Raw genomic sequence first — 15659 nt, forward strand, 5'->3', positions numbered from 1 at the left:
TATGTTATTAAAAAATTTCGTAACGAAGTCCCGCTTGACCACGGCTTCCGTACCATTCTTGTGAGGTTACACGTTTTTTGTTGTCTCCCATGTACATTTTTACAGGAGCATCGCTTAGGTTATTTAATTCAACAAAAACTTTTAATTTTTTGCTGATATTAACTGTTGCCGATGCATCGATGGTAAAGTTGGAATCGGACCAAATGTAAAACCCAGAACCTAATTGTTGGTTGATATTTTCTACAGAAGCTCCTCTGTAATTCCCCGCTAAACGAACCATTACGCCATTTCTTTCGTAAAATAAAATGGTATTGAATAAGTGTTTTGATTGATTCGGTAAACTAGTTTTGTCTACAATAGCAACTGAATTGGCCGCTGGATTTGTATTGGTTCCAAGACGTGGCACTTCGGTTTTAGAATTAATATACGTGTAGTTAACTTCGGCACCAAAGCCACTCCAGAATCCGTTTAAGAAATCAAAACGTTTGTTAATTCCGGCTTCAAAACCAACCAAAGTAGCATTGTTTAAGTTACGCGCTTGGGTAACCATATAATCGGTTCCGTTTATATTTTGCATGCTCACATCGGTAAAAACGACATCCGAAATGGATTTGTAAAAGGCACCTCCCGAAACAATTCCCACATTGTCAAAATAATATTCGCCCATAATATCAAAATTGTTACTGAATGTTGGACGCAAGTCAGGATTTCCTTGCGTAATAGTCATTGGCGATGTTGTGGTGTTTGTAGAACTTCCAGGAGTCATATCACCAAAATTCGGACGTACAAAAGTGCGGGTATATGCGGCTCTTAAATTCGATTTTTCGGTCAATTTGTATTTCAAAAGCAACATAGGTAACAATGCATTGTATTCGTTGTTAACCACCGACGGACTTAAAACGACTTGTCCGTTTTCGGTTGTTGCTTTTGTACCATTTAATTGCATATCGGTATATTCATTTCGAAGTCCACCAATCACTTTTAAACGTTCTGTAGCATCAATTTCGGCCATAGCATAGGTAGCAAAAACATCTTCGGTACCATTATATAAAGCGGTTGCATTGGTAGCTGAGGTAAAGTTTCTAAATCCGTTAGCTTCTTGAAATGGTTTTCCAAACATGTCAAATAACTGATTTTTTGTAATAGGATTGACAATGAATTGGTCAAAATTGCCATTCATGTTACCAAAAAAAGGAGCTCCTTTCGGAAAATTAGTCGTTTCTAAATCAGCCATCGGCACCAATGCAGGCGAATTCGGAATTCCTACTGCGGCTCCTGGTAAATAAACAAAGTTGGAACCATAGGTGCTCACTCGATCTTTATGACGGAATTTGCTACCGAATTTGATTTTTATTTTTTCTGAAGCATCAATTTTAAGGTTAATTTGCCCTACTTGATCACGTTCGCTGTTGTCTAACTGAGCAATTACGGTTTGACTCAATAGTAATTTATCGGGACTCATTACATCGGTTGCACTAGCTAATCCAGTTTCAAAATGATCTACAGTGCCTCCAACTCCGTTAGGAGAGTCAAAAATCCAATAACGTTTTCCATCGCTCGAAAGATTGTTGAAACCACCAGTAATTCGTTGGCGAAAAGTAGCAATAGGCAATCCTTTTTGATCAGTTGTAGATGGCGTATCTAAAAAATATTCCGATTTATGATTGCTGTAACTCCAATCTAATTTTATTTTTTCGTTTATATGATGTTCACCTCCCAATTCGCCACCATATAATTCTGTTTGGTAATGCGAGTAGCGGTAATTGTACTGAAAGCGAGTGCTGGTATAATCAATATACGATTCGTAAACCGGACGTACATCATCAAATTTATTGAACATTCCTCTAAAGAAAATTTTACTTCCTGGAGTCAATTTGTATTCGGTTCCAAGATTGATTCCTTTGGTTTCGCGTTCCCCCATATATCGTTTAAATAATACGGTGTTTAGAGAGTTTTTTTGAGCTACATCGGCAAGTCCCGTGTTGTACGTTGCAGCAAATTCATCCGATCCCCATTGTCTGCTCCAAATAGCTCCCGACACAATAATGCCCAGTTTGTCATTAAAAAAACGATCGCCATAAACCAACGATGCATTATAGGTTCCGTTTTCGCTAAAGTTGTTGTAACCACCTGCGGCGCTCATGCTCAAAGTACGTTTGGCAGGTGCAGTTCGGGTAATGAAATTAATAGAACCTCCGATTGCATCGCCTTCAATATCGGGCGTAATGGCTTTTGAAACTTGTACGTATTGAATCATTTCGGAAGGAACCACATCCAAAACGGAAGAACGGTTTCCCATAACATTCGAACTAGGCAAACGATTTCCGTTGAATAAAGTTGAAGTCCAAGCAAAAGGAGTTCCACGAACTGTCGCCTGATCGGCTTCACCATGATAACGGGCTACGGCCACACCTTGCATACGTTGAACCGCCTCGGCAGCATTACGGTCTGGTAATTTACCAATAGCATCCGAAGCAATTACATCCATGATTCCTAACGAATTCTTTTTAATACTATAGGCTTTTGCTTGCGATGGAGCCAAAGTTCCTTGAATCACGACTTCGTTTAAAGCACTCGATTCGTTGGCTTCTAGTTTTACTTGTCCTATGTCGTTAATACCGTTTTTTACATCTAGATTTAGCACTTTTTTAGCAAAACCAATATAGGAAATTTCGATGGTGGCTTGACCCGCTTGCGAGGCCGCTACGGTGAACGAACCATCAAAGTCGGAAACGGCTGTATTAGGAAAATTTACTCCCAAAACATTCGCTCCAGGCAAGGTGCCTACATCACTTGTAATAACTCCTTTAATAGTTTGTGCCGATACCGAAGTTTGGCAACCCACCGCAAATAGAGTCATAAATGTCAATTTTTTAAAAACTTGATTTTGGGCAAACCAAGTGGTTAAGTTTTGAATTTGTTTCATTTGTTAGATTAATTTTTTTGCAAATATTAGTCACAACAAAAACCTATACGACCGCATCAATTTAAAACTACTTTTTACACGTGTCAATCATTTGTAATTATGTTTAATTGCTTTTATTTCAATACGTTAATTTATGTTAACAAACAATTAAGGTTTAATACTTAACAAAAAGCAAACTTTTAGGTAACACGCAAAAGGAGCGATAAGCTTACATTTGAAAACCAATCAAAATCATTTTATGAAGTATATAATTGCTATCGGAATTTTTCAAGGGCTTTTGGCAGCATTGCTACTTTTTAGAAGTCGGATTAAAACCAATGCCGATTATTTATTGGTTTCGTTATCCACTTGCATTGCGTTGCATCTTTCAATAAAATTTTTTATTTACACTTTTGTTTACGATCCCGAAGTGTTGCACATGATGAATACTTTTATTGGGTTTTCGTACTTGCCGTTGTTGTATTTGTTTACTTTAAAAACCATCAACAAGCAGTTCATACCGGCCTCTAAATGGTATGTTTTTCTTCCTTTAATTTTGGGAGCTATTGGCTATTTTGCCACAGCAATAATATTACTCGAAAATTCACCTCATGCGCACCATTTTCTAAAAAAATACAATTCGTTTTCGGGTTACGGAATTACCTATCTGAATTTGTTTTTTTCTGTATTAATTGGGTATCAATTGAAAATATATAAAATTGATGCGGCTACTAAAAAACTGATTGTGCAATTGGTAGTTTTGTTTTCGATAATGCCTGTTATTGCTTTTGTTTTTCCTGTTTTTAATTGGACAAATTTTGAATTGGAAAACGAAATTTCTGTTGTTCGGGTAATGAGTTATTTGTTCTTAATTCTTATTTCGATTAGAATCATGTTATACCGAAACACTGTTTTGGAAGAAACGAAGGAAGCTGTTACTGTAAAATGGCCTTCAGAAGCAATATTAGAAAAGGATATGAAATCTATTGAAAATGAAGATAGTAGAATTTCTAAAGATGATTTTAAAACCGAAATAATTGCTAATAAAGAACCTGAAACCAAAGTTCCCGTTTTTGAAGAATCGTCGAGCGCAGAAGCAATAGCTGAGAAAAGACGAGAAATTTTAACTCAAAGTCAGATGTTTAAAATTTTGCTGAAGTTAGAAAATGGAATGGAAAAAGAGCGATATTACACTGATTGCGATTTGACTTTGGATAAATTATCCGAAATTACCCATTTGAATAAGTATCACATCAGCGAAACACTGAATCACTTTGTTCAGAAATCGTTTTATGCCTTTGTTAACGAATACCGTATTCAATTTGTAAAAGATAAACTGGAAAATCAATTGCAAATAGCTGCTAAAATTTCAATACTTGATTTGGCTTTCGAAGCTGGATTTAAATCAAAATCGTCGTTTAATCGTTATTTTAAAGAAATCACCGGAGCAACTCCTTCGGAATATTTAAAAACAATTACAACAGAATCAGGGTATATTTTAGAAATGAGCAAATAAGTTTACTGTAAGTTTTAAATAAAAAACCTCGATTTCAAATGGAAATCGAGGTTTTTTATTTAAAAATAGAGAGGTTGATTATTTAACTAAAACCCATTCACCTGAGGCAATCAAAATTTCAGCTTTTTTAAACTTCATGGATTCTACTTGTCCAGTTGCTACATTTTGAACGGTAACATTATCATTACGATTGATTTTCGGTTGATCGCGAACAATCGTTTCGGTAACCTGGCGCTCTTGCGTTTGCATGGCTTCGCGGTTGCTTGTTTCGGTATTCAAAACCTCATCTTTACTAGCGGTGTAGTTTTCTTGTTGTGGAATTTCGACAGCTTCCTGAATTTCAGGGTTGTTTTGCGCAGGCAAATCACCTTTAAATAAAAATGAAATCACTTCTTTATTCACATTGTCTAAAGTGGCTCTAAATAAATTGAAAGCTTCTAATTTATAAATCAACAAAGGATCTTTTTGCTCGTGTACGGCCAATTGAACCGATTGTTTCAATTCGTCCATTTTGCGCAAATGTTTTTTCCAAGCTTCATCCACAATAGAAAGGGTAATGTTTTTTTCAAAATCAGCAATTAATTGAGCTCCTTCGGTTTCGTAGGCTTTTTTCAAATCGGTTACCACATTCAAGGTTTTAATTCCGTCTGTAAAAGGAACTACAATACGCTCAAAACGATTGTTTGGCTCTTCAAAAACATTTTTGATAATAGGGAAGGCTTCTCTTGCACTGCGTTCTGTTTTCTCTGCATAAAAGGCCGAAGTAGCTTTGTAAATTTTACCCGTAATCTCCATTTCGGTACCTTTGATAAAATCAGCTTCTGAAATAGGAGAAGTGATAGAGAAGTAACGAATTAATTCAAATTCGAAATTCTTAAAATCGTTAGTTGCTTTATTTTCGGTAACAATTAATTCGCACGTATCGTACAACATATTGGCAATATCCAATTTTAAACGCTCACCAAACAAGGCATGACGACGACGTTTGTACACTACTTCACGTTGCGAGTTCATTACATCATCATACTCTAATAAACGTTTACGAACACCAAAGTTGTTTTCTTCTACTTTTTTCTGCGCACGTTCAATAGATTTGGTCATCATAGAATGCTGAATAACTTCGCCTTCTTGTAATCCCATTTTATCCATTACTTTGGCCACTCTTTCCGAACCAAATAAACGCATTAAGTTGTCTTCAAGAGAAACATAAAATTGAGAACTACCAGGGTCTCCTTGACGACCTGCACGACCACGTAACTGGCGGTCTACACGACGCGAATCGTGACGCTCGGTACCTACAATCGCTAAACCACCAGCGGCTTTTACTTCTGGCGATAATTTAATATCCGTACCACGACCCGCCATATTGGTAGCAATAGTTACTACACCAGGTTTACCTGCTTCTTCAACAATTTGTGCTTCTTGCTTGTGCATTTTAGCATTCAAAACGTTATGTGCAACGCCTCTCATTTTAAGCATACGGCTTAATAATTCTGAAATCTCTACTGAAGTTGTTCCGATAAGAACCGGTCTTCCTGCTTTAGATAATTCGGTTACGTCTTCAATTACCGCATTGAATTTTTCGCGAGTTGTTTTATAAATGTAATCTTCTTTGTCTTGTCTTGCAATTGGACGGTTGGTTGGAATTTCAACTACATCCAATTTGTAAATCTGCCATAACTCACCCGCTTCGGTAACAGCTGTTCCGGTCATACCACCGAGTTTGTTGTACATTCTGAAGTAGTTTTGTAACGTAATGGTAGCAAAAGTTTGAGTAGCCGCTTCAATTTTTACATTTTCTTTGGCTTCGATAGCTTGGTGTAATCCATCAGAATAACGACGACCATCCATGATACGACCCGTTTGCTCATCAACAATCATAATTTTGTTGTCCATGATCACGTATTCTACATCTTTTTCGAATAAGGCATACGCTTTTAAAAGTTGCGTTAAAGTGTGGATACGCTCGCTTTTTACACCAAAATCTTGAAACAAACGTTCTTTCGCTTCGGCTTCGGCATCTTTATCTAATTTTTGTTTTTCGATAGCCGCAATTTCGGTTCCAATGTCTGGCAATACGAAAAAGTCGGCATCGGTATCACCAGAAAGGAATTTGATTCCGTTATCGGTTAATTCTACCTGATTGTTTTTTTCTTCAATTACAAAATACAACGCTTCATCTACTTTTGGCATTTCGCGGTTGTTGTCTTGCATGTATTGATTTTCAGTTTTTTGCAATAATTGCTTGATTCCGTCCTCACTTAAAAACTTAATCAAGGCTTTGTTTTTAGGCAAGCTACGGTAAGCTCTTAATAAATAAAAACCACCTTCTTTGGTATTACCTTCTTTAATTAATTTTTTAGCCTCGGTTAAAAAACCAGTTGCCAACTGACGTTGTAAACCTACTAAATTTTCAATTTTTGGTTTCAACTCGTTAAATTCGTGACGGTCTCCTTGCGGAACAGGTCCAGAAATAATCAAGGGGGTACGAGCATCATCAATCAAAACCGAGTCAACCTCATCGACAATGGCGTAGTTGTGTTTTCTTTGAACTAAATCGTTTGGCGAATGTGCCATATTATCACGCAAATAATCAAAACCAAATTCGTTATTAGTTCCGTACGTAATATCGGCTTCGTATGCTTTTCTACGCGCATCGGTACTAGGTTGGTGGTTGTCGATACAATCAACGGTTAAACCGTGAAATTCGAATAAAGGCGCTTTCCAAGTGCTATCACGTTTGGCCAAGTAATCATTCACAGTTACCAAGTGAACGCCGTTTCCGGTTAAGGCATTCAGATACAACGGAAGTGTTGCTACCAATGTTTTTCCTTCACCAGTTTGCATTTCGGCCACTTTACCTTCGTGTAAAACCATTCCACCGATCAACTGCACATCGTAGTGTATCATGTCCCACGTAATTTGTTTACCAGCAGCATTCCATGTATTAGCCCAGATAGAGTGCTCACCATCGATGGTGATGTATGGTTTAGTTGCTGATAATTCGCGATCTTTTGGAGTAGCTGTTACGGCAATTTGCGTATTATCTTTAAATCTTCTAGCAGTTTCTTTCACAACAGCAAAAGCTTCCGGAAGAATTTCCAACAAGGTTTTTTCCGAAATTTCGTAAGCTTCTTTTTCTAAAGCATCAATAGCATCATAAATATCTTCGCGTTTGTCGATGTCGGTTATGGCTTCAACTTCTTCTTTTAACGAGGCAATTTTAGCATCTTTTTCAGCTCTTGCTTCTTTAATTTTTTCTTTAAAATAAGTAGTTCTAGCGCGCAACTCATCGTGTGAAAGTGCTTGAAGGCTAGTTTCAAAAGTTTTTATTTTATTTAAATAAGGTTGTAAAGCTTTGACGTCTTTTTGTGATTTATCACCTACAAAGATTTTTATTATACTGTTTATGAAGCTCATAATTTGTTGGTATTTATTTGTTTATGTAATACAAAAAAAAAGTCTCCGACTTGAGACTTTTTCTTTGATTATTTTTTAGTATTCATCCTCGTTCCAAAGATAATCTTCGTCTGTTGGATAATCCGGCCATATTTCTTCCATCGATTCGTATATCTCCCCTTCGTCTTCAATCGACTGTAGGTTTTCTACTACCTCTAATGGAGCTCCAGCTCTAATGGCGTAGTCGATAAGTTCATCTTTGTTAGCAGGCCACGGTGCATCACTTAAATAAGATGCTAATTCTAATGTCCAATACATCTGTTTGTCGATTTAGTTTGTGCAAAAATAATTTTTTTACTGAAAAAAACAAGTAAAAAAGGGTTTATTTTTATAAATAAAAAATTAAGAACGTTTTTGTTTTAAAAAGGCCGAATTTACCGAAGTTCTTATCAAAAAGTTTTAATTTTTTGTTATTTTTTTAGCTAATTCATAAGAATGTTATTTTCTTGGAATCCACTTTACTTCATCGGCATTGAGGTCAAAAGTCAACTTTCGTGCCAACACAAAAAGATAGTCAGAAAGTCGGTTTAAATACTGAATTACGATTTCTGGAACTGCTTCTATTTGACTTAAATGTACCGTTAAACGTTCGGCTCTGCGACAAACACAGCGTGTAATATGACAATATGACACCGTTTGATGACCACCGGGCAATACAAAATGCGTCATCGGACTCAAATTTTCTTCCATGCTGTCAATTTGCTTTTCCAGAAATTCAATATCCGAATTTAAGATTCCTAAACCTTGCAATCGTAATTGACCGTTTTTTAAGACTTCTTTCTCGGCTGGAGTAGCCAAAATAGCACCAATCGTAAACAAACGATCTTGAATTTCTATTAAAGCAGTTTTATATGAGGAATGAATTTCTTGATCACGAATCAAGCCTATATAGGAGTTAAGTTCGTCAATCGTGCCATAACTCTCAATACGAATATGATCTTTGCTTACCCGATCGCCTCCAAAAAGAGAAGTAGTGCCTTTGTCTCCGGTTTTGGTATATATTTTCATTTTTTTTTAGGATTAAAGAGTTCAGAGGTAGCTCAGCTTTAAAAAGAAAATTTCTTAAAATGGAAAACTTAATTAAACTCACACAACATTACTGTAAACTTGTAACTTATTTAATAGTATCACTTTCAATCACGCCATCTCGTAAACGGATAATGCGGTGTGCATGTTCGGCAATATCTTCTTCGTGGGTTACCAAAATAACAGTATTGCCTTGCGCATGAATTTCATCAAAAAGAGCCATAATTTCTACCGAAGTTTTCGAATCTAAATTTCCAGTAGGTTCATCAGCCAAAATGATAGAAGGTTTGTTAACCAAAGCTCGAGCTATAGCAACCCTCTGCCGCTGTCCCCCTGATAGTTGGTTGGGTTGGTGGTCCATTCGGTCGGCCAAATTCACTTGTTTGAGAACATCGATAGCACGTTCTTTTCGTTCCGATTTGGAATAACCGGCATAAATCATCGGCAATGCAACATTATCTAAAGCAGTAGTTCTGGGCAATAAATTAAAAGTTTGAAAAACAAATCCTATTTCTTTGTTGCGAATTTCAGCTAATTCGTCATCCCGCATTTTACTTACATCTTTGCCATTTAAAATGTAATTTCCCGAAGTGGGCGTATCCAAACAACCAAGCAAATTCATTAAAGTCGATTTTCCAGATCCCGAAGGTCCCATCAAAGCAACATACTCTCCTTTATTAATTTGTAAATCGATTCCTTTTAGTACATAGACTATTTCGTTACCTAAAGTAAAGTTTCTTTTTATGTCGGTAATTTTTATTAACGGATTTGCCATATTGGTATCGGAAAAATAAGTTTAGATTTTGTTTTTAAAAGTACAAAATGATTTTGTTTTGGCTCTATTGGTTGCTGTTTTTAAATATTTGTTACAATGCATCATTTTATTGGTATTAAAATAAAGTAAAAAAGAAAGAGTGTATTTTGGAGCAAAAAAGTTTTATATAATTATTTTTTTGTTTTGCATAATTACCATAAAAATGTTTTATTTTTTGATTTTTATTTTAAAAATTTATCAAAAAAGTATTAAAAATTCATTTTTTAATAAAAAAATACTATATTTGTTCAAGTAATATTAATCAGATATAATTATGAAAAACACGAAATTATTTTTAGGAATAGCGCTTGCAGGATTGGTTTTTACTTCTTGTAAAGATGAAAAAGAAGCGCAAGCACAAGCAAAAGTAGATCACTATGTAAGTTATGTAGATTCGGTGAAAAATGTTGCCGCAGCCGATTTGAAAGCAAATTGGGAATCGGTAGAGTCTAACTACGACATGAGAGTGAACGAGGCCGAAATGGCATTAGCTGATCTAAAAGATAAAACAGCCGCAGAGGAAAAAGTAAATGAGGCAAAGGCAAAATATGAAACCTTTAAATCGGAATTTGTGGCGCTTAATACCACTAGCAAAAAACAGGAAATGCGTGATGCATTGTTTGGCGCTGGTAATTTAGGTGAGGATATGAATTTTGATTGGGTAAATGCTAAAAACATTCACGAAGTATATCAAAATTTTGTTCATACGGTAGAGAACAATAAAGATGCTTATTCTCGTGAAGATTGGGATGAAATTAAATTGATGTATGAAGCTTTGGATAGCCGAAAAAATACAGTTGAAAAAGAAGGATTAACTTCGGAAGACAATCGTAAAATTGCAGGCTTGAAAGTGAAATTTTCTTCAATGTATACGGTTAACAGAACCACAGCAAAATCGGAAGAAAACGCTGATGCTAAAGAATAAAAAATAGGTTAGATTAGTTTAGGTTTGTAAAAAGGCAGTCGTAAAAGGCTGCCTTTTCACGTTCTTAATATAAAATGTTGCTTGGATTGTTCTCTTCTAAAAAAAACAAATCCCCACTGAAAACTATCAATCGTTACAGTAACTTTCGGATGATTTTTAATTTGTTCCCAAGCCGATTCCATTTCGGCCGACCAATGAATGTCATCGAAAATCCAAACTGAATCATTTGTTGCGGTGGAAAGTAATTTTTCAAAATATAACAAAGTCGCTTTTTCGGAATGGTTGCCATCAAAATAAATCATATCGATTTTTGAATCTAGCGGTAATTGATTTAAATAAGTTTCGAAAGCCGTGTTGTGCAACGAAATGTTTTGTAGTTGAAAAGTATCAAATAGGTTTTGCGCTATTTGGGAAGTTTCAGGGCATCCTTCCAAAGTGGTTACTTTACAGGAAGAATTGGCTAAAGCCATAGCTGAAGTTGCCAAGCCAAGGGAAGTACCAAGTTCCAAAATCGTTTTGGGTTGGTAAAAACGTACTATTCGAAATAACAATTGCGCTCTTTTAACAGAAATTCCAGCATTTTTGGCAATAGCAGCAACGGAGCGTGTATTGCTTTTAAAAACTTTAGAACCTGCTCCAAAATCCGTAATCGTAATGTGAGTTTTATTTTGCAAAACCGAATTTCGAATTTCTTGTAGAATTTGATATTCAGGTTTCGCCTTTTTGTCATACCAACATCGGGTTAATAGCAAAAAAACAAAAGGCGAATGCACACTATGCTCGTTTTTTGAATGCCATAAAAAATGTAAATACGCCCGAATTTGAAAAAACATTACCAATTATTTTTTTAATTTTTGAATAGTAATGTTTTTAAAATCAATAGGATATCCTTCGTATTGTAATAAAATTCGACCTTTATTTACCGAGGCATTCGATGCTTCATTGACAATTTCACCGTTTAAAATTTGTGTAATTTTTCCTTCTGAACAAGTTACAGTTAAAGTATTCCATTCGCCAGCAGGTTTTTCGTTATTTTTAAAGAATTTTGAAACAACACTTTTTCCAGGTGTATTTTGGACACCGTTGATTGTGGCGGTTACTTCTTGCAAAAAAACAAAATCACCTGTGGCATTTTCTTTTATTTGGTATTGAATACCTTTTGGCCATAATTCATCGGATGTATTTTCTGGAACCCAATACATCACACCACTGTTTTTTTTATCTGATTTTCGAACAAATTGAGTATCAGTATTCCAACGAAAATTAACCGAAAGAACAAAATTATCATAACTTTTATTACTCATTAAATAACCTGCATTGGCGCCATACATGCGAATCATTTTGTCGGAAACAGAAAAAACAGCATCGGCTTTTTCGTTTTTACCCGTTTCACTTTGGTAAGCATACCAACCTTTTAAGTTTTTCTGATTAAACAGACATGTTTTTTTTTGAGCCGCGACCAAAAGGGTTGCACTACAAGCTAGTGCTACATATAAAGATTTAAAATTCATGATTTAATGCGTTAAATTAAGAAAGTCTTCTCTAATCGGCGAAAATCCATCCACTAAAGTTACTTTTTCGGTTAGGGTTTGAATGGCGTGTTTTAAATTAGAAGCTACCTTAAAAACATCTCCTTTTTGAAGTAAATATTCTCTATCTTCAATAAATAATTTCAAAGAACCTTCCGCGATATACGAAATTTGCTCGTGAGGATGACTGTGAAATGGATCTGGATTTTTCATCGGTCCATCTGTTATCTCGATTACAGTTACCATCAATTGTTCTAAGTGTATGATTTTGCGTTGTAACGACATATTGCCATTAACGGCTTCAAAATTTTCGTTGTGTTTTATGACTTCCATAAGAATTTGATTGATTTATTTGTGTAAGGATTCAAGTTCGTTTCTTTAATTTTCACTCTACATAATCTTGTAAATAAGCAAAACGAGGTGTGAGTTTGCCATTTTCTGCAATTTTGGCACGTTCTAAAATACCATCTTTATCGTTATTAAAAAAAGCAGGAAAAACATGTTCTAAAATCTGTTCAGCAAAACCATTGCTGGCGTCAACGGGCAGACTACAAGGCAAATTATCGACTGCCATCACAACAATTGCCGCTGGATGAAAAATATCAACTTCAGAATTAGTCGCGGGCAAATAGCCATAGTACGGTTCTTTTATAGTTGAAATCCGTAAAGTACTTTCTAAACTGCCTTTTAAATCGCACGAAATATCGGCAATTACCCGAATGTTGCAATCATTTGATTTAAGCATTTCTTGCGTTAAAATTTTGGGAGCTTTTGGATGATGAAAATGAGCTGTAATGTAAATATCCGAAACTTTAGTATACGATTCAAAAGCAGATTCGTAAGCTTCTGGATGGTTATGGAAAGTAGTTTCTTCGGAATTTTGATTTTCTTTAATCGTATTATAATCTGAAGAACTAAGTTGAACAAACACTGGCTGCGCGTATTTTTTGGTCAAGAAATTTTCGGGTGTAACTTCTTTTACTTTAATAGCTTTTAAAAGTTCCTGAACGCCGCTTCCTACTCGTCCTTTCCCGGTTATGACAATTTTTATCGGTGGAAGCGTTATCCGTTTTAAAGCCGAAATTACATTATCTTTTGAATTTAGTGTTTCCGCTTTTGGTAATTTAAAAAGTTCAAATTTAATTCCGAAGGCTCTAATGGCATTATAAGCTCCTACTAATCCGGCATAATAACCAAAACCAATTAAGCGCTTGTTTTGAGCATCTACTACGGTTTCATAATCATACAATGTACATTTTTTAGTCAAAATAGCGCGCAATAAATCACGGTTATGGAGTTGTTTTTTTATGGTATGCGAAAACAAAAAATAAGCTGTATTAGGGAGTAAATAGTCAACAGGAATTTCTTTCACACCAAAAATGACATCACAATTTTGTAAATTTTCAACTACCGGAATAGAAATACTTTCATATTCGGCATCTGAGAAGGCTCGCTCATCCGAATGTTCCACAACAATTTCGACGTTGGGGTACATTTCTATTATTTTTTTAGCTGCATTAGGAGGTAAAACGACTCTTTTATCAGGTGGATTTTTTCGTTCTCTACAAATTCCGAATTTCATTTATAACTTATGAATTAAAATTTGTTACATTTATAACAAATTGAGTTAATTTTTTGTTGTTATTTTAAGAAAATAAAACAAGCAAATAGCACATGCGCTGATAGACAACAATATAGTAGACTTAGATTGTTAAAATCAGTCTTTTACACTACATTTTCTGCCGGTTCATCTTTATTCAATTTGATATATTTGCCATTATAAGCATGACAAAAATGAATTTTCTTAAAAGTACAAATATACCACATTTACTGTTCCTTCTTTTAGTTTTAGGATCTTGTGGTAAAGATAAAAGTAAAAAATCTGATGAAAAAGTTGTAGTTGAAGATACCCTTCCTAAAATGAAGCCTTTGCTACACGAAAAAAAACTTACTGCTAGTTATGTCAATTCGGTTAAACCCAGAATTGCACATTTTTACAATAAACTTTGGCCAAATAATACAATGAATGGCGGTTTTTTGGTAGCTAAAAATGGGCAAGTTATTTTCGAAAAATACAATGGTTATGCCAATAGAAGTAAAAAAACCGATATTACAAAAGATACTCCGTTGCACATTGCTTCGGTGAGTAAAGTCCTTACAGCAACTGCCGTGTTAAAATTGGTCGATGCTAATAAAATTCAATTGGATCAAAAAGTAAATACCATTTTAAAAACTTTTCCTTATCCAGAAGTTACGGTTAGAATGTTGTTAAATCACCGAAGTGGAATGCGACAATATTCATATTTTACGGATAGGAATAAAGAAATTTGGGACCGACATAACCAATTGACCAATGCCGATATTTTAAATATTATGGCTACTAAAGATATTGGTTTGGAGTACAAAACCGGAACACGTTTTATGTATTGCAATACCAATTATGCGATGTTAGCTTTAATTATCGAAAAAACTACAGGTTTAACTTATCCTGTTGCGATGAAAGAAATGATTTTTAAACCTTTGGGAATGAAAAACACCTATGTTTTTGATTTTGAAAAAGATAAAAAAACAGCTGTACCTTCTTATAAAGGTAATAATGTGCAAATAGGTTGGGATTATTTGGATTCTGTTTACGGTGATAAGAATATTTATTCTACTCCACGTGATTTATTGAAGTTTGATCGCGCACGTAATTCGCCTGAATTTTTAAATAAAAACTTACGCAAACAAATTTATGTAGGCTACAGTAATGAACATAAAGGAAGAAAAAATTACGGATTGGGCATTCGAATGATTAATTGGGAAACAGGTCAAAACTTTTATTTCCATAACGGTTGGTGGCATGGTAACACGTCGTCTTATATAACCTTGCAAAAAGAAAATGTAACCATAATTGCGCTTTCCAATAAATTTACGAGAACTACTTATGCGGTTCGGAAGTTAGTCCCTATTTTTGGAGATTATCCTTTTGGATTTCACGATGAGGAATAATTAAACTGGTATTATTTTTGCGCATTAATTCATGAAAATTTTGTAAGTTTGCACCCTTGCAAAAAAGGGGTCGACTGGTTTTGACAGCGAGTCGAATTGAACAGTAAGCACGTCGAGCATTGAGACCTTGCTCGTAAATATAAGATCTCAAACTTTTACACGGCGAAAATAATTACGCTTTAGCTGCATAATCCGAATTATAGTACGATTGCGCCACGTCTCTACAAGGTAGGGAAGCTGGATTCTCCTGGAAAGCCTTGGTTTGTGGCGTTCCATCAAGGGGAACCGTAAAAATAAACCTAGATGACCATGAGCTTCGGGTGGTTTTCGAAAATTAAGAAGATAAGTGTTGTGTGGCGGTTTCTGGCCTAGCTCAACATCGAAGAATCAATCAGGAACTAAACGTGTAGAAAGCTCTTTAGTTGCTTGTTTGGACCCGGGTTCGATTCCCGGCGACTCCACTTAAGGAGACAACTAGTTAATAGTTGTCTCTT

The 15659-nt window shown here is 35.3% G+C and carries 12 protein-coding genes and 1 other RNA gene; 4 read left to right on the forward strand and 9 right to left on the reverse strand.

Features of this window, described 5'->3' with window-relative positions:
- Positions 1-7 precede the first annotated feature (7 nt).
- Positions 8-2926, reverse strand: a complete 2919-nt coding sequence (locus I5M07_RS09410; RefSeq protein ID WP_233622005.1) for a TonB-dependent receptor — start codon at positions 2924-2926, stop codon at positions 8-10.
- Positions 2927-3164: 238 nt separating this feature from the next.
- On the opposite strand from I5M07_RS09410, the gene I5M07_RS09415 reads away from it, so the two are divergent.
- The gene (locus tag I5M07_RS09415) at positions 3165-4421 is read left to right on the forward strand and encodes a helix-turn-helix domain-containing protein (protein ID WP_200106182.1); all 1257 of its coding nucleotides are present in this window, start codon (positions 3165-3167) and stop codon (positions 4419-4421) included.
- A 78-nt stretch (positions 4422-4499) separates the two neighbouring features.
- On the opposite strand, the gene secA is transcribed toward I5M07_RS09415, so the two are convergent.
- The 4 genes from secA to I5M07_RS09435 form a co-directional block, all read right to left on the reverse strand.
- The gene (gene secA, locus I5M07_RS09420) at positions 4500-7841 is read right to left on the reverse strand and encodes a preprotein translocase subunit SecA (RefSeq protein ID WP_200106184.1); all 3342 of its coding nucleotides are present in this window, start codon (positions 7839-7841) and stop codon (positions 4500-4502) included.
- Between the two features lie 75 nt (positions 7842-7916).
- Positions 7917-8138 (reverse strand): DUF2795 domain-containing protein, encoded by a 222-nt coding sequence (locus tag I5M07_RS09425; RefSeq protein ID WP_007138072.1) that lies wholly within the window; start codon positions 8136-8138, stop codon positions 7917-7919.
- 180 nt (positions 8139-8318) lie between these two features.
- Positions 8319-8888, reverse strand: a complete 570-nt coding sequence (locus I5M07_RS09430; protein ID WP_200106187.1) for a cob(I)yrinic acid a,c-diamide adenosyltransferase — start codon at positions 8886-8888, stop codon at positions 8319-8321.
- A gap of 106 nt (positions 8889-8994) precedes the next feature.
- A complete protein-coding gene (locus I5M07_RS09435; protein WP_200106189.1) occupies positions 8995-9681 on the reverse strand; it encodes an ABC transporter ATP-binding protein in 687 nt (228 codons plus the stop codon).
- 313 nt (positions 9682-9994) lie between these two features.
- Between I5M07_RS09435 and I5M07_RS09440 the strand changes: the two genes are divergently transcribed.
- Positions 9995-10645: a DUF6565 domain-containing protein gene (locus I5M07_RS09440; RefSeq protein WP_200106191.1), complete on the forward strand. Its 651-nt coding sequence runs from the start codon at positions 9995-9997 to the stop codon at positions 10643-10645.
- A 56-nt stretch (positions 10646-10701) separates the two neighbouring features.
- On the opposite strand, the gene I5M07_RS09445 is transcribed toward I5M07_RS09440, so the two are convergent.
- From I5M07_RS09445 to I5M07_RS09460, 4 genes are read right to left on the reverse strand one after another with little or no spacing between them, the layout of a single operon-like run.
- Positions 10702-11478, reverse strand: coding sequence for an O-methyltransferase (locus I5M07_RS09445; protein WP_200106193.1), 777 nt, complete (start codon positions 11476-11478; stop codon positions 10702-10704).
- A 6-nt stretch (positions 11479-11484) separates the two neighbouring features.
- Positions 11485-12156: a 3-keto-disaccharide hydrolase gene (locus tag I5M07_RS09450; RefSeq protein WP_200106195.1), complete on the reverse strand. Its 672-nt coding sequence runs from the start codon at positions 12154-12156 to the stop codon at positions 11485-11487.
- 3 nt (positions 12157-12159) lie between these two features.
- A complete protein-coding gene (locus tag I5M07_RS09455; RefSeq protein WP_200106197.1) occupies positions 12160-12507 on the reverse strand; it encodes a cupin domain-containing protein in 348 nt (115 codons plus the stop codon).
- A gap of 52 nt (positions 12508-12559) precedes the next feature.
- Positions 12560-13756 (reverse strand): NAD(P)-dependent oxidoreductase, encoded by a 1197-nt coding sequence (locus I5M07_RS09460; RefSeq protein WP_200106199.1) that lies wholly within the window; start codon positions 13754-13756, stop codon positions 12560-12562.
- Between the two features lie 212 nt (positions 13757-13968).
- Here I5M07_RS09460 and I5M07_RS09465 point away from each other — a divergent pair, with 212 nt between their 5' ends.
- Complete coding sequence (locus tag I5M07_RS09465) at positions 13969-15165, forward strand: serine hydrolase domain-containing protein (protein WP_200106200.1); 1197 nt, start codon at positions 13969-13971, stop codon at positions 15163-15165.
- Positions 15166-15231: 66 nt separating this feature from the next.
- Positions 15232-15629: a transfer-messenger RNA gene (gene ssrA, locus I5M07_RS09470) on the forward strand.
- Positions 15630-15659 lie beyond the last annotated feature (30 nt).

It is taken from the genome of Flavobacterium agrisoli (assembly GCF_016522065.1).
Taxonomy (GTDB): domain Bacteria; phylum Bacteroidota; class Bacteroidia; order Flavobacteriales; family Flavobacteriaceae; genus Flavobacterium; species Flavobacterium agrisoli.

Coding starts and splice junctions, on each gene's coding strand:
- I5M07_RS09415 (WP_200106182.1), top strand. CDS start 3,165: ATGAAGTATATAATTGCTATCGGAATTTTTCAAGGGCTTTTGGCAGCA.
- I5M07_RS09465 (WP_200106200.1), top strand. CDS start 13,969: ATGAATTTTCTTAAAAGTACAAATATACCACATTTACTGTTCCTTCTT.
- I5M07_RS09445 (WP_200106193.1), bottom strand. CDS start 11,478: ATGTTTTTTCAAATTCGGGCGTATTTACATTTTTTATGGCATTCAAAA.
- I5M07_RS09435 (WP_200106189.1), bottom strand. CDS start 9,681: ATGGCAAATCCGTTAATAAAAATTACCGACATAAAAAGAAACTTTACT.
- I5M07_RS09455 (WP_200106197.1), bottom strand. CDS start 12,507: ATGGAAGTCATAAAACACAACGAAAATTTTGAAGCCGTTAATGGCAAT.
- I5M07_RS09460 (WP_200106199.1), bottom strand. CDS start 13,756: ATGAAATTCGGAATTTGTAGAGAACGAAAAAATCCACCTGATAAAAGA.
- I5M07_RS09440 (WP_200106191.1), top strand. CDS start 9,995: ATGAAAAACACGAAATTATTTTTAGGAATAGCGCTTGCAGGATTGGTT.
- I5M07_RS09430 (WP_200106187.1), bottom strand. CDS start 8,888: ATGAAAATATATACCAAAACCGGAGACAAAGGCACTACTTCTCTTTTT.
- I5M07_RS09425 (WP_007138072.1), bottom strand. CDS start 8,138: ATGTATTGGACATTAGAATTAGCATCTTATTTAAGTGATGCACCGTGG.
- I5M07_RS09410 (WP_233622005.1), bottom strand. CDS start 2,926: ATGAAACAAATTCAAAACTTAACCACTTGGTTTGCCCAAAATCAAGTT.
- secA (WP_200106184.1), bottom strand. CDS start 7,841: ATGAGCTTCATAAACAGTATAATAAAAATCTTTGTAGGTGATAAATCA.
- I5M07_RS09450 (WP_200106195.1), bottom strand. CDS start 12,156: ATGAATTTTAAATCTTTATATGTAGCACTAGCTTGTAGTGCAACCCTT.